The sequence below is a fragment of the Streptomyces sp. NPDC047981 genome (assembly GCF_040653315.1).
Taxonomy (GTDB): Bacteria; Actinomycetota; Actinomycetes; order Streptomycetales; family Streptomycetaceae; genus Streptomyces.
In genome coordinates this window covers 1-23,788 of record NZ_JBEZNQ010000033.1, presented here as the reverse complement: position 1 = coordinate 23,788, position 23,788 = coordinate 1, and the positions used below count along the sequence as shown (strand labels likewise).

Sequence of the window (23,788 nt, the reverse complement as noted above, 5' to 3'; positions counted from 1 at the left end):
CGCCGCGCCCTGCCGTGCCGCCGTCCCCGCTTCCCCGGCCCCTCGCTTCACCCTGCCCTGCCCTGCCCCGCCATGCCCTGCCACTTCATGCCCTGCCATGCCCGAAACGGAGTTCTGTGACGATGAGCGACCACACCGCCGAGTCTCGTATCCAACTGTCCTTCGGACAGGAGCAGTTGTGGTTCCTGGACCAGATGAGCCCCGGGGAGACCACGTACAACGTCCCGATCGCGTACCGGCTGCGCGGTCCGCTCGACACCGCCGCCCTCGAAGGGGCGCTCAACGTGCTGGTGGAGCGGCACGAGCAGCTCCGGGTGACCTTCCACGCGGCGGACGGCGTGCCGTACCAGGTGGTCTCGCCGGCCGAGCACCGGCCGCTGCCCCTGCGGGACCTGTCCGGCCTGGCTCCCGAGGAGGCCGAGGCGACTCTCCTGCGCGAGCTGCAGGTCGAGGCGGACACGCCGTTCGACCTGGCCGCGGGGCCGATCTCCCGGTTCCAGCTGTTCCGCCTCGCGCCCGACCACCACGTCCTCGGCCTGAGCTTCCACCACATCATCACCGACGGCTGGTCCGGCGGCGTGGTCAGCCGTGAGATCTCGCAGGCGTACGCGGACCTCGCCGCCGGCCGGGAGCCTTCGCTGCCCGAGCTGCAGATCGGCTACCACGACCACATCAAGCGGCAGCGCAAGCAGCGGGCCGACGGGGTCTGGGAGGAGGAGCTGAAGTTCTGGGAGGAGCGGCTCTCCGGCCTCGAAGCGCTCGAACTGCCCGCCGACCGGCTCCGCCCGGCCGAGCCCACGCAGAACGGCGAGACCTTCGTGGTCGACTTCCCGGCCGAACTCCTCGCGAAGGCACGGACGTTGGCCCATGAGCAGGGCGCGTCCCTGTACATGGTGGTGGCGGCGGCGCTGAACGTGGTCCTGAGCCGCTACAGCGGGCAGGACGACATCGCCCTCGGGGTGCCGATGCTGGGCCGCACGGACCCCGAACTCGAGGACGTCGTCGGCCTGTTCATCAACATGACGGTGCTGCGCTGCGACCTGTCGGGCGGGGTCACCTTCGCCGAGCTCCTGGAGCGCATCGCCGACGCCAACCTCGACATGTACGACAACCAGGACGTGCCGTTCGACCACGTCGTGGACCGGGTGCAGACGACCCGGGACGCCGGGCGCAACCCGCTCTTCCAGATCGCCTGCCAGCTCCTGGGCGAGGCGGCCACCGGTGACGCCCTGGAGCTCTCGGGCCTCACGTCCGAGTCGATCACCCTGGCGACCTCCCGCTCCCGCTTCGACCTCTCCTTCAGCTTCGTCGAGGGCGCCGAACGGCTGCGGCTGATCGTCGAGTTCGCCACCGATCTGTACGACCGCTGGCGCGTCGAGGCCATGATCGGCCACTTCCGGACCGTGCTCGACGCGGCCGCCGACGCCCCCGAGACCCCGGTCGCGGCGCTGCCGCTGCTCTCCGCGGAGGAGCGCCGCGAGCTGCTCGACGTGGGGCGCGGCGGGGACTTCGACTACCCGACGGAGCCGGTGCACGCGACGATCGCCCGGATCGCGAAGGAGAACCCGGAGCTGGTCGCGCTGGTCTGCCGGGGCGTGGAGATGACGTACGGGGAGCTGATGCGGCGGGCCGGCAAGCTCGCCCGGTACATCAGGTCCCGGGGTGTGCGGCAGGAGGAGGTCGTCGCCATCGCGATGGACCGTGACCTGGACGCGCTGGTGGCGATCCTGGGTGTCATGGTCTCGGGCGCGGCGTACACGATCATCGACCCCTCGCACCCGAACGCCCGCCTCGACCACATGCTGCGGGACACCAAGAGCCCGCTGGTGATCACGCGGGAGGGCTCGCTCGGCGACCTGCCGGACTCGTGCGGCTGGGAGAGCGTCCGGATCGACGCGGACTGGGCGGCCATCGAGGCGCTGCCGGACGAGGAGCCGCTGGAGGAGTGGGCCGAGCCGACCTCGCTCGTCTACGTCCTCTACACGTCGGGCTCGACCGGCCGCCCGAAGGGCGTGATGATCGAGCAGCGCGGTCTGCGCATGTTCGTCGAGGCGTACCGCCGCACCTTCGGGGAGTGGACCCACGAGGACCGGCTGCTGCAGCTGCCGGCGCTGACCTTCGACATGTCGCAGGGCGAGATCTTCGCCGGTCTGATCAGCGGCTCGGCCCTGGTCCTGGTGGCGCCGGAGGACGCCTCGTCGCCCGAGGCGCTCGGCGGTCTGATGCGCGACCAGCGGGTGACGTACGCGGGCCTTTCGCCGGCGATCCTCTCCGTGGTGGAGGCGGGCCCCTACCCGGATCTGAAGTACATCATGGGCGGCGCGGAGGCGCTGCCGGCCGAGCTGGTCAACAAGTGGAACCTGCCGGGCCGGAAGTTCGTGAACCTCTACGGCCCGACCGAGGCGTCGATCGCGACGACCGAGTACCTCTGCGAGCACAAGGAGTGGCTGTCCTCCCCGCCGATCGGCAGGCCCGAGTTCAGCCGCCTCCACTACGTGGTCGACAAGGAGTTCAACCTGGTGCCGGTCGGTGTCCCGGGCGAGCTGCTGATCGGCGGGGACGAGGGTCTGGCGCGCGGCTACCTCAACCTGCCGGAGCTGACGGACGAGAAGTTCGTGCCCGACCCGTTCCTGGGCGAGGGCCGGGTGTACCGCACCGGTGACCTGGTGCGCTGGACCCGTGATCTGCAGATCGACTTCATCGGGCGGCTCGACAACCAGGTGAAGCTGCGCGGTCTGCGGATCGAGCTCGGGGAGATCGAGTCCGGTCTGCTGACGCACCCGAAGGTCCGGATGGCGCTGGTCCTGCTGCGCGAGGACTTCGGTGAGAAGCAGCTCGTCGGGTACTACACGGTCCTGGGCGACACCGCGCCGACGGTGAACGAGCTCCGTGAGCACCTGGGCAGCACGATGCCGGAGTACATGGTGCCGACGGCCTGGGTGGAGCTGACCGAGTTCCCGCTGACCCCGGCGCGCAAGATCGACCGGGCCAAGCTGCCCGCCCCGGTGTCCGGTTCGGGCGACGGTACGGCGAGCTTCGTCGCCCCGGTCACCGCGACGGAGGAGAAGGTGGCCGAGGTGTTCGGTGCCGTCCTCTCGGCGCAGCAGGTCAGCGCCGAGGGCAACTTCTTCGAGCTGGGCGGCAACTCGCTGCAGGCGATGCGGGTGGTGAGCCGGCTCAACAAGCACTTCGGTGTGAAGGTCAACGTCCGTCTGCTGTACGGCGGTGCGTCGGTCGCCACGGTCGCCGGGGCCATCGACGCGCTGGTGGAGGCCAAGGCGGGTGCGCGTGCGTGAGGCCCCTGGGGCGGCCCTCCCGCCCCCGCGCCCGCCGGTGGGGGCCGCCCGCCCCGGTTCCGCGCAGGATCTGCTGCTGCGTCAGGGGGCGGAGCTGCTCACCGGCTCCGACCCCGAGCTGGCCCTGCTCCTCGACCGCGAGGTGGAGGAGCAGGCCATGACCCTGGCCATGGTGGCCTCGGCCAGCGCCGCGAACCCGGCGGTGCTGGCCACCGGCGGGGCCGCCCTGTCGAACGTGACGGCGGAGGGCTACCCGGGGGCCCGCTACCACCCCGGCGCCGCGCGGTTCGACGGTGTGGAGCGGCTGGCCGTGTCGCGGGCCCGGCAGGCCTTCGGCGCCCAGTACGCCAATGTGCAGCCGCACTCGTGCTCGTCGGCGAACCAGGCCGTCCTGGCGGCGCTGCTGCCGCCGGGCGGCGCCCTGCTCGCCCTCGACCTGGATTCGGGCGGCCATCTCACGCACGGTTCGGCCGCCTCGGTGACTGGCCACCACTACCGGGCCGTCCACTACGGCCTGGACTACAAGGGGTTCATCGACTACGAGCAGGTGGCCGAGCTGGCGCTCGCCCACCGTCCCCAGGTGCTCATCGCGGGGGCCAGCGCCTATCCGCGGACCCTGGACTTCGCCCGGTTCCGGGCGATCGCGGACTCCGTCGGGGCGTATCTGGTCGCGGACATCTCGCACATCGCGGGTCTGGTCGCGGCCGGGGAGCACCCCAGCCCGATCGACCTGGCGCACGTCACCACGACGAGTACGTACAAGCAGCTGGGCGGGCCGCGCGGGGGGCTGATCCTCATCGGCGCGGAGCACCGCACGCCCGGTCCCGACAACAGGCGCACCCCGCTGGCCCGGCTGATGCAGCGGGCGGTCTTCCCGCAGTCGCAGGGGACGCCGAGTCCGGCGTCGATCGCGGCCAAGGCGCACGCGCTGAAGCTCGTCACGGAGCCGGCGTTCCGGGAGACGATGCGGCTGGTCCGGGACGACGCGGCGGCGCTCGCCGACGCCCTGGACGAGTACGGCTACCGGGTCCTGACCGGCGGTACCGAGAACCACATGGTGCTGCTCGACATCTTCGACCGGGGCATCACCGGGGTGGTCGCGGAACGTGCCCTGGAGGAGTGCGGGATCCTCACCAACCGCAACCGCATCCCCAAGGACACCAAGGCCCCGCTGGTCGCGAGCGGGCTGCGGCTCGGCACGAACGTGCTGGCCCAGCGGGGCATGGGGCCGGACGAGATGCGGACCTGCGCCCGGCTGCTCGACGAGGTGCTCGGTGCGACGACCGTGCTGAGCGACACCGAGTTCGAGACGGACCCCTCGGTCCGGGACCGGGTCAAGGCCGAGGTGGCCGCCCTGTGCCGCACCCATCCCCTGCCCTTCGGCGCCGGCCTCCCGCCGGCCGGCGCCGCCGACCGCGAGCCAGGTGAGAGGTCTTGAGCCGGAACCCCGCCCCCGTGGCATCCCCCGATCCCGACACGGCCCCCTCGCCGTCGCCCGCGGCGGCGCCGGCTCCGGCGCCCGGACGTGCGTCCGCGCCGCCCGCTCTTTTGCCGGCCGACCGGCCGCGCATGTCCGGGGCCACGCCGGAGCGCACCGCCTCCGCCCGGGTGCGGCTCGGGCCCTCGGCCCGTACCGCCCCGGAGGAGGTGCTGCTCGCCGGCTTCGCGGCGCTGGTCCACCGGTGGAGCGGCCAGTCCGACTTCGGCCTCGCCGTGCGGACGGCCTCCGGTGGTCCGGTCCGCCTGCGGCGGACCGTCACCGGGTCGGAGACCCTGGCCGCGCTCGCGGCGGGCGTCCCGGACGACGGCTTCGCGGCCGACCGGCGAGATCCGGCCGAAAGCGGCCCGGGCCAGGACGAGTTCGAGCTGGTGCTGCATCCGCCGGGCGCGGCCGACGACGGCCTGCCGGGCGCGGAGCTGCGGTACGCGCCCGAGCTGTTCGACCGGGAGACGGTGCTCCGGTTCCTCGCCTCCTACGTCGCGCTGCTGGAGGACGGGCTGGGTGACCCGGAGCGGCCGGTGGCGCGGCTTCGGCTGCTGCCGGACGAGGAACTGCGCCGGATGCTCGTCGACTGGAACGACACCGCGACGGAGCTGCCGCACGCGGTGTGCCTGCACACCGCGTTCGAGCAGCGCGCCGCCGGGGCGCCCGACGCCCCTGCCCTGATCGGGCCCGGGCGGACGTGGACGTACCGCGAGGTCGACGAGGCGGCGAACCGGCTCGCCCACCGGCTGCGGGAGCTCGGGGTCGGTCCTGACGGGCGGGTCGGCATCTGTCTCGACCGGTCCGCCGAGCTCCTGGTCGCCGTCCTGGGCGTGCTGAAGGCGGGCGGGGCCTATGTGCCGCTCGACCCGGACTACCCGAGGCAGCGCCTCGCCACCATGGTGGCCGGCACGTCCTGCGCGGTGGTGGTCAGCCGTAGCGGCCCGGCCGGGAGCCTCCCGGCGGCGGACGACGAGGACGCCGCCCCCGTGCTGCTCCTCGACCGGGACGAGGCGCTCCTCGCCGCGTACCCGGCGCACCGTCCCGAGGGCGGCGCGACGCCCGACGATCTCGCGTACATCATCCACACCTCGGGCTCCACCGGCGCTCCCAAGCCGATCGCGCTGCGCCACCGCGGGGTGATGAACAACATCGCGGACCTCAACTCCCGTTTCGGCGTGGGGCCGGGCGACCGGGTCCTCGCCCTCTCGTCGCCGAGCTTCGACATGTCGGTGTACGAGTTCCTCGGTCTGACGACCGCCGGGGGCACGGTGGTCCTGACCGAGCCGGAGCGTGCCAAGGACCCGGAGCACTGGGCCGAGTTGCTCGCCGCGCACCGGGTCACCGTCTGGAACTCGGCGCCAGCGCTCCTTGACATGGTCGTCGAGCACCTCGAATCCACCGGGGCGGAGCCGCTGCCGGAGCTGCGGCTCGCGCTGCTCGGCGGCGACTGGATCCCCGTGTCGCTCCCTGACCGCACCCGGTCGGTGGCCCCCGCGCTGCGTTTCGTCGCGCTCGGCGGGGCCACCGAGTCCTCGATCCACTCCACGATCTACGAGGTCGTGAAGTCGGACGCGCGCTGGACGAGCATCCCGTACGGGCGTCCGATGGCGAACCAGCGCACGTACATCCTCGACGAGGCCCTGCAGCCCGTGCCGCCCGGTGTGCCCGGGGAGCTCCATCTGGCGGGCATCGGGCTCGCCCGGGAGTATCTCGGCCGGCCGGAGCAGACGGCGGAGCGGTTCTTCACCTGGTCGCACGGCGAGGTGGCGGACGAGCGGCTCTACCGGACCGGCGATGTGGCCCGTTACGGTCCCGACGGGCTGATCGAGCTGCTGGGCCGGGCGGACTTCCAGGTCAAGCTGCACGGTCTGCGGATCGAACTGGGCGAGATCGAGGCCGTGTTCCGCGCCCACGAGAACGTCCGGGAGGCGGTGGTCACGGCGCCGCCGGACGGCGCGGGCGACCGGCGGCTCGTGGCCTACCTGGTCCCCGAGGCGGGCCGGAGCGTGGACCTGGCGGAGGTCGGCGCGCACGCGTCCCGGTCGCTGCCCGGTTTCATGGTGCCGGGCACCGTCCTCGTCCTGCCCGAGCTGCCCCTGACGCCCAACGGGAAGGTGGACCGCAAGGCCCTGCCCGAACCGCCCGAGCCCGTCGGCGAGACGCAGGTCCCGTACACCCCGCCGGCCACGGAGACCGAGAGGACGGTGGCCGGGATCTTCGCGAACGTGCTCGGCGCCGCCCGGATCGGCGCGGACAGCGGCTTCTTCGCGGTCGGCGGCAACTCACTTCAGGCCATGCGGGCCGTCACCCGGTTGAACAAGCACTTCGGGATCCGGGTGAATGTCCGTCTGCTGTACGGCGGCACCACCGTCAGCGGCATCGCCGCCGTCATCGACGAGCGGCTCTCTCCCCCTTCGAACGGAGCGTAGGCACCGTGACAGCAACCTCCGGCGGCAGCCTCGTCCCGCTCCGGGACGAGGGTGGCCTGACCCCGCTCCACTGCGTCCATCCGGTCTCCGGTTCGCCGTACTGCTACTCGGCGATGGCGCACCGACTCCCGGCCGGGCGACCGGTGTTCGGCTTCGAGGCCCCGGGCTTCGACGGGGTCTCCGAGCCCGCCTCGTCCATCGCGGAGCTGGCCGAACTGCACACGGCCGCGCTGCTGGCCGAGCGCCCGCACGGCCCGTACCAGCTGCTCGGCTGGTCGCTGGGAGGGGTCGTCGCCTACGAGATGGCACGGCTGCTCGCCGCCCGGGGCGAGGAGGTCCCGCTGCTCGTCATCGTCGACGCGGCGCTGCCCGGGACCCAGGCGGTGCTGCCGGACGACCAGTTGGCCCGGCACTTCCTGTACGACTTCCTCGGCGTGACCCGGGAGCGGGCGCCGGGCATCGACAAGGCGCTGGTGGACGTCCCGCCGGGGGCGGAGCCGGCCGTGATCTTCGCGGCGGCGGAGCAGCACGGCGCCGTGCCCGAGGAGTTCGACGCCGAGTTCCTGCTGGAGCGGTACGCCCTCTTCCGCACCGGCGTCCTGGCCCTGCGCCGGCACCGCCTCGACGGCGTGCTCCCGGGCACCGCGATCCTGATCAAGGCCGAGGACTCGGTGGACGGCCTGCTGGACTGGGAGCCGTACGTCGAGCGGCTCACCGTGCACACCGCGCCGGGCGACCACCACTCGGTGTGGCAGGGCCCGGGGCTCGACGCCATCACCGGCATCGTCGGGGCGGGCCTACGAGAGGCGACGGGCGCATGACGGAGCACGGCACGTCCACCGCCTCGGCCTCCCCGGCCGAGGCGGAGGGCCCCCCTCGGTCGCTCTGGCGGGACAGGGACTTCATGGTGTTCTGGGTGGGCGAGGCGCTCTCCCTCTACGGCACCCAGATCACCCATCTCGCCCTGCCGCTGACCGCCGTCCTCGTCTTCGACGTGGGCGCGGGCGAACTGGGCATGCTCCGCTTCGCCCAGCTGGTGCCCTTCCTCGCGCTCGCCCTGCTCTTCGGCGTCTGGGTGGACCGGCGGCGGAAGCGGCCGGTGATGCTCGGCGCCAACCTGGTGCGGATGGTGCTCATCGGCCTGGTCCCGATCCTGTACGAACTGGACCTGCTGACGCTTCCGGCGCTGTACGCGCTGGCGCTCGGGATCGGGATCGCGACGGTCCTCTTCGACGTCAGCTGGATGTCGTACGTCCCGGTGCTCGTGAAGGACCGGCGCAGCCTGCTGGAGGCCAACACCAAGCTGAACGCCACGTACTCCTCGGCGGACATCGCCGGTCCGGGTCTGGCGGGCACGCTGGTGAGCGCGTTCTCGGCGCCGTTCGCGATGACCGCGAACGCGTTCTCGTACGCCCTGTCGGTGCTGTCGCTGCTGCTCATCAGGACGCCCGAGCCGGCCCCGGAGGTCCCGAAGGAGAAGCGGCGGCTGCGCGCCGAGCTGGCCGAGGGGCTGCGCTGGGTGTTCGGCAACCGCTGGCTGCGGGCGATGGGTCTGGTCGGCTGTGCCTGCAACTTCCTGCTCACGATGGTGCAGTCGCTGTTCCTGCTGTACGCCGTGCGGGAGCAGGACCTGTCGGCCGCCGCGGTCGGTTTCGTGATGGGCGCGGCGGCGGTGGGCGGGCTGCTCGGCGCGCTGGTGTCGGGCGCGGTGGTGCGCCGGCTCTCGGTGGGCACCGCGTACCGGCTCTCGGTCTCGGTCATCTTCCTCGGGCCGCTGCTCATCCCGGTGGCCGGCGGTCCGCGCTGGCTGCTCGTGGGGCTCTTCGTCGCCTCCTTCTTCATCGAGTACGTGGGCGCCAGCGTCTCGAACGTGCTCATCGTGAGCCTGCGTCAGACCATCACCCCGCAGCATCTGATGGGCCGGATGACGGCCGCGATGCGGATGCTGCTGTACGGCGGCGGGGCGCTGGGCGGTCCGGTCGGCGGCCTGTTCGCGGTGCTGGCGGGGCTGCACGGCGCGCTGTGGATCGCGGGCCTGCTGTCGGCCGCGATGCTGGTGCCGATCTTCCTGTCCCCGGTGGGCCGGCTGCGGGAGATGCCGACCGGCCCTGAGGACGCCGCGTTCACAGCGCGGTGAGGTCGGTGGTCCGCGCGGGGTCCTCCCACTGGCGGTACGCGGCCCGCCGCAGCACGGCGGCCCTGCGCAGGACGCCCGCGTACGCCTCGCCCGGGTCCTTGGGTGCCGCGGGCTCGGGGGCGGCGTCGGGGTACGGGTCGGCTGCCGCCCGCTGCGGGTGCTGGGGCGCGGGCGTCCCGCCGGGGTTGCGGTGCGGTGGCGCCTGGGCCATCCGGGCCAGCGCCGCCCGCCTGCTGAGCATGGGCTCGCGCTCGGCGCACTCCGCCGCGTAGATCCCGAGGAGGTCGTGGAGCCGGAACAGGGGCCCGTGCTCCTCCAGGACGTGGTGGGCGACCAGCAGGTCGAGGAGGTGCCGGGCGGTGGCGTGGTCGGTGTCGGCGAGCCGCGCGGCGACGGCGACCGTGATCGGCGCGTCCTTGCGCAGGCCGAGGAAGCGGAACATCCGGGCCGCGTCCGGCGGCAGCGACTGGTACGAGGTCTCGAAGGCGTCGCGGACGCTGGCGAGGGCGTCGTCGCCGACGGTGAGCCGGTCGAGGCGCCCGCTCTCCGCCGTGTACTGCTCGACCAGCGTCCGGAGCGGGACGTCGGGGTTGGCGAGCAGCCCTTCGGCGGTGATGCGCAGGGCGAGCGGAAGGCCGCCGCAGAGGGCCGCGAGCCGCCTGGCGGGCTCCGGCCGGCCGGTGAGGCGTCCGCCCGACAGGGTGGTGAGCAGCTGGGCCGCCTCGTCGACGGCCAGCGGGCGTACGGTGAGCGTGCGCGCCCCGTCCCGGGCTGCGAGGCCGGCGAAGCGCTGCCGGCTCGTGGCCACGACGCAGGACGCGCCGCGGGGTAACAGGGGCCGCAGCTGGTCCACGCTGAGGGCGTCGTCGAGGACCACCAGCATCTTGCGGCCGTACAGCAGGCTGCGGAAGAGCGTGGCGCGTCCGGCCGGGTCGCGCGGGATCCGGTTGCTGTCGGCGCCGAGGCTGGTGAGCAGGTGCAGGAGGGCGTCCGACGCGCTCAGGGGTCTCCCGCGCAGCCCGTTGCCGCAGAGGTCCACGTAGAGCTGGCCGTCCGGGAAGCGGTGGGCGATCCGGTGGGCCAGTTCGAGCACGAGGGCCGACTTGCCGACGCCCGCGGGGCCGTCGACGACGAGGACCGGGGTGCTCCGCTGGGCCGTCTCGTCGTCGAGCAGGCTCTCCAGGTACGCGAGTTCGGTCTCGCGCCCGGTGAATCCGCGTGCCACCGGCGGGAGCTGGGCCGGTACGGGAACGGCGACGGCGCCGAGTCCCGGCCGGCCCGCCGGGGTGATGCTCCCGCCGGGGAGCCGTAACTCCCGCTGCCCGGCGAGGATCCAGCGGTGGAGGTCCTGCAGTTCGGCGCCGGGTTCGATGCCCAGCTCGCGGCGGAGCAGCTGCCGGGTCTCGGTGTACACGGCGAGCGCGTGGGCCTGGCGGCCCGCGTGGTAGAGCGCCAGCATCAGCAGCAGGCGGACCTTCTCGCGCAGGGGCTCCTCGACGGCCGCGCGGGACAGGGTGTCGACCGCTTCCGCGCATCCGCCGGTCGCCAGCATCACGGCGGCCCACTCCTCGACGGCGGTCAGCCGCAGGTCGCGCAGGCGGACGCCCTCGGTGGCGGCGAACGGCCCCGGGACTCCCGCGTACGCCTCGCCGCGCCAGAGCGCGAGGGCGTCCTCGTAGAGCCGTAACGTCGTCTCCGCGCTGCCGCCCTCGCGGGACCTGCGGGCGTGGCCGTGGCGCTCGACGAACAGGCTGGCGTCCACGTCGGCCGGGTCGAGCCGCAGGCAGTAGCCCCCGGGTTCGGAGGACAGCACCGTGCTGGCGACCCTGCTGCCGCGTCCCGGCTCCAGGGCGCGGCGCAGCCGGGCGACGTAGGTGTGGACGCCGTTGGCGGCCGACTGCGGGGTCTCGCTGCCCCACAGGGCGCTGGTGATGGCATCCCCGCTCACCACCTCGCCCGCGCGGCTGGCGAGCAGGCTGAGGACCGCGCGTTGTTTCGGCGAGCCGAGCGCGACCTCCTCACCGTGCCGCCAGGCGCGTATCGGTCCCAGGAGCTGGATGCGAAGAGATGCCCCCGTGCAGGTCATGATCCCGTTCACCCCTCAGGGTCGCGTGCTGTTCATGCCGGTCCCCGGTGATGGCCGTTCGGGCCCCGGGCTTCGCGAAGGCGGCGAGTTGCGCCACGCGTCGCGCGTTCATGAAGAGCCGGTGTGTCCGCCCACGGCGGGCCCGGCGTCGGGCGGAATCCCCGCCGAAGTCTCAGGCGGTGCCCGAGTGGCTCCGGCACGGGGCCTGCCGGCCGATGCGGTGACAACAGGACGAAGCAGCCGTACGCCCCGGGAGGTACCCGGTCGTCCCGCTCGCGGACCGTCGGTCGCGGTCGCTTTCGCGGTTCCTGTGAGTCTCGCAAGGCGTCACTGGCGGCATGGCCGCGAATCTAATCCGGTCACCTGAGTGACACCAGGCTCTTCAGGGAGCATCGGGCATGCTCCGAAAGGTGTAGGGCGTGCCGCCCGGACAGCCGGGTCAGACGACGCGGCGGAACGCCAACTCCGCGAAGGGCGCGGGGCGTCGGACCGGCGGCCGGCGTGGCGCGGCCTGCTTGGCCATGGCCGCCGGGTCGATCAGCCGGGCCTCCACCGCCTTGTTCACGGCCCCGATGCGCGAGGCCGCGCCGAGTTTCTCGAAGATGTTCCTCAGGTGCCGTTTCACGGTGGCCTCCGTGATGCCCAGTTCGTTCGCGATCTGTCGGTTGCTCAACGCGCCGGCGACATGCGTGAGGACCTCGCGTTCGCGCGGCGAGAGGGGGTGCCCGGCGGGGCTGAAGGCGGCGCTGGGCGTGGCGCTGCAGGGCAGCACGATCATGACCTTCGGATCGTGGGCCGTGACGCCCCGGATGGCGGAGAGCAGCGAGGCACGCGGGGCGCTCTTGTGGAGGTAGCCGTGCGCGCCGCGGGCCAGCAGCTCCTGCACCAGCGGGAGGTGGTCGTGCATCGACAGCATCAGCACCCGCAGCCGCGGGAAGCGCGCCGTCAACTCGCCGACCACGGTGGGTGCGTGGTGTCCGGGCATCTCGACGTCGAGCAGGACGACGTGCGCCCGGGTGCTCGCCACCAGGTCGCCGAGACCGGCCGAGGTGTCGGCCTCGGCGACGACGCGCAGGTCGTCCTCCACGTTCAGCAGCTGGCAGAGGGCGTCGCGCAGGAGCGAGTGGTCGTCGACCGCGACGATGCGGATCGGCTCGCCCGGTCGCGGTGTCCCCTGGTCATCGGGCGTCCGCATGCCACTCCTCCCCCATCGGCACCGAGAACGCGAGGGTCGTGCCGTGTCCTGGAGCGCTCCGGATCTCCATGGCGCCGCCGAGCAGCCGGATCCGTTCCGCCACGGAGGCGAGGCCGTTGCCGAACTCCCGCTCCGGAGCCAGACCGACACCGTCGTCGCTGACGGAGGCCCGTAATCGTCGTACGTCGTCGCCCGCGTCCCCGCCCGTGTCGCCGCGCACCTCGACGGTGACGCGGGAGGCCTGCGCGTGGGCCAGGGCGTTGCGCAGGGCTTCGCGCAGGACCAGGAAGAGCTGTTCGCCGACGGTGTCCGGCAGCGGGTCGTCGACGTCCTCGACCCGGATCTCGACGACGGGCCGGTCGATCGCCATGGCGGTGACGAAGGCGGAGAGCGCCACGCCCAGGGAGCCGGCGGAGTGTGCTCCCGTGCGCAGCTCGGTCACGATGTCCCGGGTGCTGTACATCGTCTCCAGTATCGCCTGCTTGAGGGCGTCGAGCCGGGGGTCCTGCACCGACGAGACGTGCTGGGTGAGTTCGTAGAGTTCGAGTTGGCGCAGCGCCAGGCCGGCCGCGCTGCCGACGCGGTCGTGGATCTCCCGCGCCATCGCGTCGCGGCTCGCCCGGGTGGAGTCCCGTACGACGTCGAGCAGGTGGAGGTCGTATCCGTCGGCGGCCTCCTCCAGGCAGCGGGCGACGGCGGCGTGGACCCGGGCCAGGAACCGCGTCCGGGCGTCCCGATCGCCGCGCGGCCCGGCTGTCCGGGGCCGCTCCAGGAACTCGGCCACGAGCTGGACCAGCAGGGTCCCCGCCCGTACGGCGTGGAGGGGGACGACTCCCCGTGCGATCCGTGCCCCGGCCGCCGGGTCCTGGCGCCGTTCCTCGCCGGACGCCCCGGCCGCGCCCCCCGACGCGCCGCGGCATTCCGACAGTATTCTGCGCGCCTGGTCACGGCATGATTCCCAGGATTCCGCATGGGTCCCCAGCGGATTGTGTTGATCGATCAACCTGCTTCGATAGGCGTCGAGCAACTCGGGCTCACAGGCGATTAATTCCGCGAACAGCCCGTCGTCCTCGACACACGGGGTACGACCTGACATTCCCCGCGCCGTCGTGTCGGACAACGCCTCCCCCTCCCCTTTACCCGTCCCCCTCCACCGCTCCGCCGTCCGCAGACGGTGCAAAACGGAGAGAAATGCCGGAGATCGTCATGATCATGCCGTACCGCCTAAAGGACGTCAAGTGTCCCGCCTACGGAATCCAGCCCTCCTGACCCCATTGACCGGACACAAATCCGACGAAAGAGTTCGGACGGCCACGAACGCCCGGCATATCCACTTCCCGCCGGCACCAAGGGGCGCCCAACGAGAGCCGAGGGCAGGGCGAACGCCCGCCGAACACCACGGCGGGAAGGCTGCGGAGGGGCGGAAGATCGCGGACTCGCCCCATGTCCTGGCCGGATTTCGGTTTACCGCTGAACGGCCTTTTCCGGCCGAGCAGGGGAACTCCCGCAGGCCAGGCGGGCGCCACGCCGCGAGGCCTGTATAGAGAGACCGACCACCGGAGAGACACCCACCACTCCCCCTTTGAGCCAAATCCCCTCGACTCCGACCGACCATGCCTTGTGTCGCCGCATTCTCGCACCATAGGGTCACCGCGGCCTCGAATTCGATTTCCGGCCCCCACCCACGTCCGCGCCAACTCCTTCCCGAAAGCCGGTGGATTGTGTCGCAGCTCGCCGCCCTGAGTCGCCGTACCAAAGTCCCCGTTCACACCCTGCGTTCGTATCAGGACCTGGATCTCCTGCCGACTCTGCCGGAATATGACGAATCCCATGTGCGCAGGGTTGCACTGGTAAAGGCGCTCCTGAATGTCGGCGGGCTTTCCCATGCGGAGGTGCGGCGGCTCGTCCGGCACGTGGAGGAGGAACGACCACCGGCGAACGAGCTCCTCCGCCTCACCCAGCACGCCTTACCGACACCCGGCGCCGCCTCGCCCGACCAGGAGTGGGACTGGGCTCAGGCCAGGGTGTCCGGCCTGATCCGGGGCTGGGGCTGGCAGGTGGGCCCGGACAACCCGGCCTGGCAGACGCTCTGCCAGGTGGCCATCGCCTGCAAGTCGCTCGATCACCAGGACATTCCGCGGCTGTTTCCGGCGTATGCCGAGAACCTGGAGCGGATTGCCCGGCTGGAGATGCAAATCCTCAGCGAACAGGAGGACCCGGAAAGCGCCGCGACGCGGCTCGTGACGGTCACCGCGCTGGGCGACGTCGCCCTGTCCGCGATGCGCCGACTCGCCCACGAGCATTTCCTCTCCACGGCCGGAAGCCGGACGGACCACGCGACACCCCACGCGGACTGAGCCGGCCGACCGCGAGGCCGGCGGCCGGCACGCCGGCGCACGGCTCCTTACGCACACCAGTGCGGACGCCGAGCCTCCGCCACCCACCCTCCACATAATGTCTACAACTGTGCGTGAATTGCCGTGAGTTGTGGCACATCTGTTCACAGAACCCCCCAGAGATCGCTAGCTTCCCCTCAACCTCGTTCGCATCGGGAAGGACCTCTGTGAACGCATCACCTCGCAGAGCCGTGGCCACCCTGGCCGCAGCCGCTCTCGCGACCCCGCTCCTGCTGGTCGCCGCCTCCCCCGCCTCCTCGCAGCAGGACCGGCCGGGCAAGGACGCCGCCAAGCTCGCCCAGGCGCTCGTCCGGGAGGCGTCCGCGCCGGACGCCTTACGGCACCTGGAGAAGTTCCAGGCCATCGCCGACTCGGCCGGCGGCCACCGCGTGGCCGGTTCCCTCGGCCACGACGCCTCGGCCGCCTACGTCTACAAGGAGCTCAAGAAGGCCGGGTACAACGTCTCGTACCAGCGTTTCGAGTTCATCTACACGCAGACGCTCGCCGAGAAGCTCTCCACCGTCACACCGGTCCCGTACGACATCGAGACCAAGGCCCTCACGTACACGAAGTCGACGCCGGTCGGCGGGGTACGGGCCGACGTGGCCGCCGTCCCCGTCGACGCCGACGGCACCACCGGCTGCGAGCCCGGCGACTACGCGAGCGGCGCCTACGCCGGGAAGATCGCGCTGGTCAAGCGCGGCGGCTGCGCCTTCGCCGTCAAGCAGCAGCAGGCCGCCGCCGCGGGCGCGATCGGCGCCCTCATCTACAACAACATCGACGCCGGGTACGGCCCGCTCTCGGGCACCCTGGGCGACCCGTCCGCCGCCAGGATCCCCACCGCCGGGATCAGCAAGGCCGCCGGCGAGAAGCTCGCCGCCGACCTCGCCCAGGGCCCGGTGAACCTCTCCTTCGAGATCCGCCAGCTCCAGGAGAAGCGTTCCACCAACAACGTGATCGCCGAGACCAAGCACGGCAACGCGGCCGAGACGGTGATGCTCGGCGCCTCGCTCGACTCGGTCGTCACGGGCCCCGGCATCAACGACAACGGCTCCGGTTCGGCCGCGCTCCTCGACGTCGCCCTCAAGCTGGCCAAGAAGGAGAAGAGCCCCCGCAACAAGGTGCGGTTCGCCTGGTGGTCGGCCGCCGAGAGCGGACTGGTCGGCTCGCACCACTACGTCGCGGACCTCACCCCGCTCGACAAGCAGGAGATCAAGCTCTACCTCAACTTCGAGCTGATCGCCTCCACCAACCACGGCCTCTTCGTCTACGACGGCGACAACTCCGACCGCGCCAACGGGCAGACCGCACCGGCCGGTTCGGACCGGCTGGAACAGGACATCGCCGCGTTCCTCGGCAAGCGGGGTCTGCCGCACGCGGGCACCCCGTTCGTCGCCCGCTTCGACTACGGCCCGTTCATCGACGCGGGCATACCCTCCGGCGGCACGTTCGCGGGCGCCGAGGCGCTCAAGACGGCCGCCGAGGCGGAGAAGTTCGGCGGCACCGCCGGGGTGGCGTTCGACCCGAACTACCACGGGGCGGGCGACACGGTCAGGAACATCAGCCTGACGGCGTTCGAGACGCACATCGACGTCATCGCCAACGCGGTCGGCACCTACGCGCACGACCTCGGCTCCCTGCGGCAGCCGGCGGGCGCGGCGCACGCGGACACCGGCGCCACCGCGGCAGCGGCCACGCCGCGCCAGGGACACGCCTACGGCGTGACCGAGTAGGAGCCCGGCACACGTCCGCCTCCCCGGTGCCGGTCCTCGCTCGCGACGACCGGCACCGGGGACCGGCCTGCCCGGCTTCACCTCGCCCCTCCAGTCCGTCGTCCCTCCCTCTCAGCCTTCGCACGGAGCACGGCCCGCACCAGCCCCTCGACCTCCCGACAGAAAGCCGAGGCCATGGCCATCGACGTCACCGCACTCCGAGCCCACTTCCCCTCCCTCGACCACGGACTCGCCTTCTTCGACGGTCCGGGCGGCACACAGACCCCCCGCCCCGTCGGCGAGGCCATCGCCGAGACGCTGACCGGCCCCCTCTCCAACCGCGGCACGATCAGCCCCTCCGAGCTGAACGCCGAGCGCTCCGTGACGGAGTTCCGCGCCGCCTACGCCGACCTCCTGAACATGCCCGCGGACGCGATCGTCCACGGGCGCAGCGCCACCCAACTGACCTACGACACGGCCCGCGTGCTCGCACGGGGCTGGGGCGCGGGCGACGAGATCGTCGTCAGCCGTCTCGACCACGACTGCAACGTCCGCCCCTGGGTGCAGGCGGCGGAGCACGCGGGAGCGACGGTCCGCTGGATCGAGATCGAGCCGGAGACCGCCGAGCTCGACCTGGAGTCGTACGAACGCGTCCTGTCGCCCCGTACGCGGCTCGTCGCCGTCACGGCGGCCTCGAACGTCCTGGGCACCAAGCCGCCGCTGCGCCGGATCGCGGACCGGGCGCACGAGGTCGGCGCGCTGCTGTACGTGGACGGGGTGCACTACGCCGCCCACCACCTGGTGGACGTTCCGGCGCTGGGGGCGGACCTGTTCGTCTGCTCGCCGTACAAGTTCCTCGGCCCGCACTGCGCCGTGCTCACCGGTGCTCCCGAAGTCCTGGAGAGCCTCCGCCCGGACAAGCTCCTGCCGTCCCCCGACACGGTTCCGGAGCGCTTCGAGTTCGGCACCCTGCCGTACGAGATCCTCGCGGGCGCGCGGGCGGCGGTGGACTTCCTCGCGGCGGTGGACCCGGGCGCGGGCACCTCGCGCCGCGAGCGCCTGACCTCCTCCCTCGGCTCGCTGCACGCGCACGAACTGGCCCTGCGCACGCGGCTCGAGGAGGGGATACGCGGCCTCGGCGACGCAGTGACCCTGCACTCGAAGGCCCAGGACCGCACCCCGACCCTGCTGATGACCCTCGAAGGCCGGGACCCCCGCGAGGCGCAGATCCACCTGGCCGCCCGCTCGGTCCTGGCCACGGCGGGCCAGTTCTACGCGTACGAGCCCTTCACCGCCCTGAAGCTGGAGGGCCCGGCCCTCCGGGTCGGCCTCGCCCCCTACAACACCGCCGACGAGGTGGACCGGCTGCTCGAAGGGCTCGCCGACTTCCTGCGGCCTACGACGTGACGTCGCCCGCCCGCACCAGCCGGGCGGAGAGGTGGTGTTGCAGGGGTCGGCCGACGGCCGCGAGGTCGTGGGTGAATTCGAGGGAACCCTCGGCCGTCAGGGTGTAGCGGCGGCGGGTGGCGCGCACTTCCTTCGCCGTGGGGGTGAGCGCCACCTGGTGGCTGGAGAGTTCGACGGTGCCCGCGTCGGCGCCGCCGACGAGGATCTCCGCGATGCCGGTCGGCTGGGTGATCAGCGCCTCCACCCGGCCGTCCGGCTGGAGCCGCCACCAGCCGGTCTCCCGGGCCGAGGGCCGCAGCGGTTCACCGGCGGCGTCGAGCAGCCAGGCGCGCGCCTCGAACTGGAGGAAGGGCCGCCCGTCATGGCTGAAGGTCACCTGCTGCGCGTAGCTGAACTCCTCCTCGAGGCTCGGGTATCCGCCCCGGCCCCCGCCCACCCAGGTCCCGAGCAGCCCGACCACCGGTGCGAGCAGCGGGTGGGGGGCGGGTGAGACGTCCGGGTGCCGGGCGTCGGGAAACGGGGGCGGCTGGGCGGGGTCGTGCATGAGGTGTGCTCCTGGGTCGAGTCCGGGTACCGGATGGCAGCTTAGGGTCTGTCCGGCGGGCACTAAGGGGGGACGCGGCGCCTCCCTCGGCATAGGCTTCGCTCGGCATGGACGGTTCGGGGGACGGGGGAGCATGAAGGCGGGAACGGCGCTGCGGTGGGGTTCGGCCCTCGATTCGGTCGTGATGTACGCGCAGGGGGCTCTCTGTCTGCGCCTGGCCCGGGGCAGCGTGCCGCCCGACGGGCGGGTGCTCGTGACGGGACTGCCCCGTTCGCTCGACCCCGGTTCGCTGCGGGCCCGGGTCCTCGGCGCGCCCGGGGTGCGCGTCACGGAGGCGCGTGTCGAGATCGAGGCGGAGCCCGTCGGCGCGGGGATCCCCGACGACGTGCGGCGTGAGGTCGAGCGGTTGCGGGAGGCGCGCACGCGGGCCGAGGCCCGCCGGGACCGGCAGCTCGGCCTGATCGCGGAGGTCACGGCGCTCCGGCCGGTGCCCCCCGCCCGCAAGCGGGACGACCCGCAGCACCGTCGCACCCCGGTCGAGGCGTGGCTGGAGCTGGCCGACTTCGTCGACGAGCGGCTGGCGGGGCTGCACGCTCGCCTCGCCGAGCTGGAGCAGGCGGTGCGCGAGGCCGAGCACGCTCTCGACGTCGCCTACGACCGGGAGGCCCGCGCCTCCACCGACGCCCCGCAGCAGCACGTGCAGACCACGGTCGGCGCGCTCCTGACGCTCGACGGCACGGCCGAGGGCGAGGTGGAGGTCGAGGTGGAGTACGGGGTGCCGGGCGCGGTCTGGGTGCCGACGTACCGGCTCACGCACCGTCAGGGAGACGGCAGCGGCCGCCTGGTGCTGCGCGCGTCGGTGGCCCAGCGGACCGGTGAGGACTGGACGGGCGTACGGCTCGCCCTGGCCACCGCCGATCTGCGGCGCCGTACCGATCTGCCGCGGCTCCGCTCGGTCCGGATCGGGCGCCGTCAGGCCGCCCCCGCGCCGTCCGGCTGGCGCGAGCCCCCCGCCGGCCTCGCCGACCTGTTCACCGGTTTCGACGCGGCCGGGCCCGCCCCTGAATCCTCCCGTGTCGCCGGGGCCGTGGCCGTCGCGGCGGGCGGCGCGCCGCCCACTCCCGTACCGCCGCCACCGCCACCGCCCGCACCGCAGGGCTTCGGCGCACCCACGGGGGCCCTCCCGACGCCCGGCGCCGTTCCGCCGCCGAGCGCCTCGTACGGCGCCCCGATGCCGGCGCCGGCGCAGCCGTACAGGCCGCAGGAGCCCGGGGGGCGTCCGGGCGCGAGGGCACGTACCGGTGCGCGGGCCGTGTCGCGCGCGGAGGACATGGACGACCTGGCGGGCGCGGAGCGCTCGGCCCCGCCGATGCGGTTGCCCGTAGGGCCGCCGCAGCCGAGCGGCGACGAACTCGACTACGCCGCCCTCGTGCTGAGCGGACCCGAGGAGCCGGGCGGGCGCCGGGGCCGGCTGTTCCCCGACTCCGGATTCGATCCGGTGGCCGTCGAGCACCGCCGCCGCGCCGAGGCGGTGGCCTCGCTGCCGCTTCCCGGGCACGCGGTGCGGCCCCGGGAGTCGGCGGGCTCGTTCGACCACCGGTTCGACGCCGCCGCCCGCGCCGACATTCCCTCGGACGGCACCTGGCACACCGTCACCATCGGGGAGATCCCGGTCGGTCTGCGCACCGAGTACCTCGCCGTGCCGTCCGTGCAGCAGACCGTGTACGCGACGCTCGTGCTCTCCAACGCCACCGACCAGGCTCTCCTGGCCGGCCCTGTCGAGGTCACCGTCGACGACGACTTCCTCCTCACCACCGCGCTGCCGACGCTCGCCCCCGGCGGTGTGCGGCGGGTCGGTCTCGGTCCCGCCGAGGGCATCCGGGTGACCCGCCGCACCCAGCTGCGCGAGTCGACCGCGGGTCTGCGCAACACCACCACGGTGCTCGACACCCGCGTCCACGTGGAGCTGGCCAACGCGCTCGCGCGGCCGGTCACCGTGGAGGTGCGCGAGCGTGTCCCGGTCACCTCCGAGCCTGACGTCCGGGTCGAGGAGCGCGCCGACTGGACGACGCCCGAAGCCGACTCCGGGCCCGACCGCCACGCGCCGGGCACCCGGGTGTGGCGGCTCGACCTGCCCGCCGGGGCCACCGCCGCCCTCGAAGGCGGCTACGAGATCCGCATCCCGACCGGCAAGGCCCTGGTCGGCGGAAACCGCAGGAGCTGACGCACCCATGTCCACGGCCCCGATCTCCCCTGCCCCGCGGTCCACGGATCCGGCGTCCACGACCCCGGAGCCGACGGCCCTGCCCGTCACCGCGGTCACCTGCCTCGAGGACCGCGCCCTGGTCGAACGCGCCACCGTGCTCGACCTGTCCGCCGGTGTCCACCGTCTGCGGCTCGGTCCGGTCGGCGCGCTCGCCGTCGACCGGACCCTGCACGCCGAGCTGACGGCCGATCATGGAGCGACCGTGCTCGATGTACGGCTGGTCCGCGCCTGGACCCCGCGCGGCCCGCAGCCGCCCACCGACGACGACTCGCCGCTGCGCCGGCGCGCGCACGCCCTCGAAGAGGAACGGGTAGGCCTGGCACGCCGGCGCGACCGGCTCCGCACCCGCCTCGACCTGCTCGGCCGCCTCGCCGCGGATCTGCTGCGGGAGATCGCCGAGGGCGCGGGCTTCGGAGAGAGCGAACGGGACCGCTGGGCCCGCGAGCTGGACCGGGTGGACGGCGACCGGGACTCCTGCGGCGAGGAACTCCGTACCGCCGAGGTCCGGTTGGCCGAGATCAGCGTGGAACTCGGCTCTGTCGCACGGGCGATGGACCTCGCCGACGACGAACCCGTCGAGCTCGTCGGCCATGTCGAGCTGACGCTGGAGACGGACGCGGCGGGGCCGGTCGGCGTACGTCTGAGCCATCTCACGCCCTGCGCGCTGTGGCGGCCCGCGTACCGTGCGGTGCTCGACGGCGACGCGCTGACGCTGGAGACCGACGCGATCGTGTGGCAGCGCACCGGGGAGGACTGGTCGGACGTACGACTCACCCTGTCGACGGCCCGCTCGGCGCTCGCGACCGATCCGCCGCGCCTGGGCGAGGACCGGCTGACCCTCAAGGACCGTTCGGCGGCGGAACGGCGCGCGGTCGACGTCGAGCTGCGCGAGGAGGAGATCGCGACGCTCGGACCGGCCCCGGTGCTCGGTCTGCCAGGAGTGGACGACGGCGGCGAGACGCGGGTGCTGCGGGCTCCCGCGCCGGTCACGGTGGCCGGTGACGGTCGGGCCCACCGCCTGCCGCTCTCCTCGTTCACGACCGCCCCGCGCCATGAGTACGCCTGCTCTCCGGAGCTGTCCCCGCTGGTCACCCAGGTGGTGCGGTTCGACAACGGCTCCGGGCACGCGCTGCTCGCCGGGCCGGTGGACCTGGTCCGCGGCGGCGGCTTCACGGGGCGCGGCACCCTGGACTTCACCGCCCCCGGCGCCCCCGTCGAGCTGGCGTTCGGCAGCCGCGACGACCACAGGGTGGTCCGGGAGACCGAGGAGTCCCGCGACACCACGGGGCTCACCCAGCGGACCGTGGTGACGCGCACGGTCCGGCTGCACCTGTCGCGGTTCTCCGCACCCGGCGAGCAGGGCGAGCGGGTGGTCGTCGTGCGGGAGCGGATCCCGGTCTCCGAGGTGTCGGCGGTGGAGGTCCAACTGCGGAAGGACGCCTGCTCCCCGGCTCCGGACACGGTCGACGCGGACGGCATCGCCCGCTGGGACGTCCCGCTCGGCCCCGGCGGCCGCCGTACGGTCACCCTGGTCTACGAGCTCTCGGCGAGCGCGAAGGTGAAGGGGATCTGAGCGGTTCGTTCCGGTCGCGGGTCACGGGGTTCCGCGAGGGCCCGCGCCGGCGGCGTCCGTGATCCGGCCCAGGTCGGTGAGGAGGGCGTCGAGCCAGGTCTCCGCCGCGTAGTAGCGGCCCGGGGCCCCTACGGGTGGGGACGGCGCGGGCGCGGCGTCCGGCGCGTCGGGGGCCTCGTCGGGCGACTCCAGCCGGGTGGCGAGCAGCAGCATCCGGCCCGCGACCCGGTCGCCGAGCCGGGTCAGCGCGGCGGCCGCCGCCGGATCGAGCGGCGGTACGGAGACGGGCCCGGGCGTCCCGCCGCGGGGATCGGGCGGTGGGACGAGCAGCCGGTCGGCGCCCCAGAGCGCGTGGTGCCCGGTCAGCAGGACGGCCTGCCAGTCGGTGGGCCGCGCCTGGTCCACGGGCGCCCGCACCCGGGGTTCGGCCTGGAACTGGGCGTAGGCCGACTCGGCAAGGACGAGGGTGCGGCGCAGTGAGGCGTGGCGAAGCGGGTCGGCCGGGTCGCGCACGCCGCCCGCCGCGATCGTCGAGGCCGTGGCCACGACGGTCTCTGCGGCCGACCGGAGCAGCGCGGCGCTGGACTGCCGTACCTCCCGGTGTGCGCCGCGCGGCCAGGCCAGCAGGCCGAACACGGCACCGACGGTGCTGCCGATGAGGACGTCGAGCAGCCGGACCTCCGCCAGCTCCCATGTCGCGGGCGCCAGTTGCGCGAAGACCAGGGAGACCACGATCGCGAAGAACGCCTGGGCCCAGCCGATGCCCTTCACCGGCCCCACGGTGAACGTGATCAGCAGCAGCGGTACGAGGACGGCCGCGTAGACCGTGGTGTCCGTGCCGACCAGGGCGAGGATCCCGGCGGTGCACAGCGCCCCGATGAGCGTCCCGGTCAGCGCCTGCCGGATGCTGGTCCGTGTCGCGTCCAGGGTGGTCCGGGTCAGGCTCAGCGTGGCGAGCATGGCCCAGAACCCGTGCGGGAGGGTATCCAGGCCGGCGACGACCCGGGCGGCCGCCAGGGCCAGGCTGATCCGGACCGCGTTCTGGAAGAAGACGGACCGGGAGCCCGTGTTGCCGATCAGCCGCCGCCACCACAATTGGGGCGCCCGCATGGTCGCGTACCAGAACCGTCCGAGCGGCGGTACGGCCCCGGCGCTGCGCCCCCGTACGTCGGGCGTCGCCGTGCCCGTGTTGGGCGGCCTCAACTAGGAGGAAGCGCGCATCCTCTGTCCACTCCTCCCCCGCGCGCAGCGTGATCACGGC

General features: G+C 73.2%; 15 protein-coding genes. 10 read left to right on the top strand and 5 right to left on the bottom strand.

The window, feature by feature from the left end:
- Positions 1–122 precede the first annotated feature (122 nt).
- The 5 genes from AB0E14_RS20775 (at position 123) to AB0E14_RS20755 (ending at position 9,348) form a co-directional block, all read left to right on the top strand.
- The gene (locus AB0E14_RS20775; protein ID WP_362419806.1) at positions 123–3,296 is read left to right on the top strand and encodes an amino acid adenylation domain-containing protein; all 3,174 of its coding nucleotides are present in this window, start codon (positions 123–125) and stop codon (positions 3,294–3,296) included.
- Positions 3,289–4,734: a serine hydroxymethyltransferase gene (locus tag AB0E14_RS20770; protein ID WP_362419802.1), complete on the top strand. Its 1,446-nt coding sequence runs from the start codon at positions 3,289–3,291 to the stop codon at positions 4,732–4,734. The genes AB0E14_RS20775 and AB0E14_RS20770 overlap by 8 nt, the downstream gene beginning before the upstream one ends.
- A 131-nt stretch (positions 4,735–4,865) precedes the next feature.
- A complete protein-coding gene (locus tag AB0E14_RS20765; protein ID WP_362419799.1) occupies positions 4,866–7,211 on the top strand; it encodes a non-ribosomal peptide synthetase in 2,346 nt (781 codons plus the stop codon).
- A gap of 5 nt (positions 7,212–7,216) precedes the next feature.
- A complete protein-coding gene (locus tag AB0E14_RS20760; RefSeq protein WP_362419796.1) occupies positions 7,217–8,032 on the top strand; it encodes an alpha/beta fold hydrolase in 816 nt (271 codons plus the stop codon).
- On the top strand, positions 8,029–9,348 hold the full coding sequence (locus AB0E14_RS20755) for an MFS transporter (protein ID WP_362419793.1): 1,320 nt from the start codon (positions 8,029–8,031) through the stop codon (positions 9,346–9,348). Before AB0E14_RS20760 ends, AB0E14_RS20755 begins: the two co-directional genes overlap by 4 nt.
- Here AB0E14_RS20755 and AB0E14_RS20750 read toward each other — a convergent pair.
- The 3 genes from AB0E14_RS20750 to AB0E14_RS20740 form a co-directional block, all read right to left on the bottom strand.
- Positions 9,335–11,434 carry a BTAD domain-containing putative transcriptional regulator gene (locus AB0E14_RS20750; RefSeq protein WP_362419790.1) on the bottom strand — a complete coding sequence of 700 codons (2,100 nt, stop codon included), beginning with the start codon at positions 11,432–11,434 and terminating at the stop codon, positions 9,335–9,337. The genes AB0E14_RS20755 and AB0E14_RS20750 overlap by 14 nt on opposite strands.
- A 439-nt stretch (positions 11,435–11,873) precedes the next feature.
- Positions 11,874–12,629, bottom strand: a complete 756-nt coding sequence (locus tag AB0E14_RS20745; RefSeq protein ID WP_362419787.1) for a response regulator transcription factor — start codon at positions 12,627–12,629, stop codon at positions 11,874–11,876.
- A complete protein-coding gene (locus tag AB0E14_RS20740) occupies positions 12,613–13,632 on the bottom strand; it encodes an ATP-binding protein (RefSeq protein ID WP_362419784.1) in 1,020 nt (339 codons plus the stop codon). Before AB0E14_RS20740 ends, AB0E14_RS20745 begins: the two co-directional genes overlap by 17 nt.
- A gap of 718 nt (positions 13,633–14,350) precedes the next feature.
- Between AB0E14_RS20740 and AB0E14_RS20735 the strand changes: the two genes are divergently transcribed.
- The 3 genes from AB0E14_RS20735 (at position 14,351) to AB0E14_RS20725 (ending at position 18,144) form a co-directional block, all read left to right on the top strand.
- Positions 14,351–14,986, top strand: coding sequence for a MerR family transcriptional regulator (locus AB0E14_RS20735; protein ID WP_362419781.1), 636 nt, complete (start codon positions 14,351–14,353; stop codon positions 14,984–14,986).
- Positions 14,987–15,192: 206 nt separating this feature from the next.
- Positions 15,193–16,758, top strand: a complete 1,566-nt coding sequence (locus AB0E14_RS20730; protein ID WP_362419778.1) for a M28 family peptidase — start codon at positions 15,193–15,195, stop codon at positions 16,756–16,758.
- 174 nt (positions 16,759–16,932) lie between these two features.
- On the top strand, positions 16,933–18,144 hold the full coding sequence (locus AB0E14_RS20725) for a cysteine desulfurase-like protein (protein WP_362419774.1): 1,212 nt from the start codon (positions 16,933–16,935) through the stop codon (positions 18,142–18,144).
- Here AB0E14_RS20725 and AB0E14_RS20720 read toward each other — a convergent pair.
- Entirely contained in the window at positions 18,134–18,688 is a 555-nt protein-coding gene (locus AB0E14_RS20720; protein ID WP_362419771.1) for an FABP family protein, read from the bottom strand. The two genes, AB0E14_RS20725 and AB0E14_RS20720, sit on opposite strands and share 11 nt — an antisense overlap.
- A gap of 133 nt (positions 18,689–18,821) precedes the next feature.
- On the opposite strand from AB0E14_RS20720, the gene AB0E14_RS20715 reads away from it, so the two are divergent.
- On the top strand, positions 18,822–20,912 hold the full coding sequence (locus tag AB0E14_RS20715; RefSeq protein WP_362419768.1) for a DUF4139 domain-containing protein: 2,091 nt from the start codon (positions 18,822–18,824) through the stop codon (positions 20,910–20,912).
- A gap of 7 nt (positions 20,913–20,919) precedes the next feature.
- Complete coding sequence (locus AB0E14_RS20710) at positions 20,920–22,527, top strand: DUF4139 domain-containing protein (RefSeq protein ID WP_362419765.1); 1,608 nt, start codon at positions 20,920–20,922, stop codon at positions 22,525–22,527.
- Positions 22,528–22,548: 21 nt separating this feature from the next.
- Here the strand turns inward: AB0E14_RS20710 and AB0E14_RS20705 are convergent, their stop codons facing one another.
- On the bottom strand, positions 22,549–23,730 hold the full coding sequence (locus AB0E14_RS20705) for an FUSC family protein (protein ID WP_362419762.1): 1,182 nt from the start codon (positions 23,728–23,730) through the stop codon (positions 22,549–22,551).
- Between the last annotated feature and the right edge of the window lie 58 nt (positions 23,731–23,788).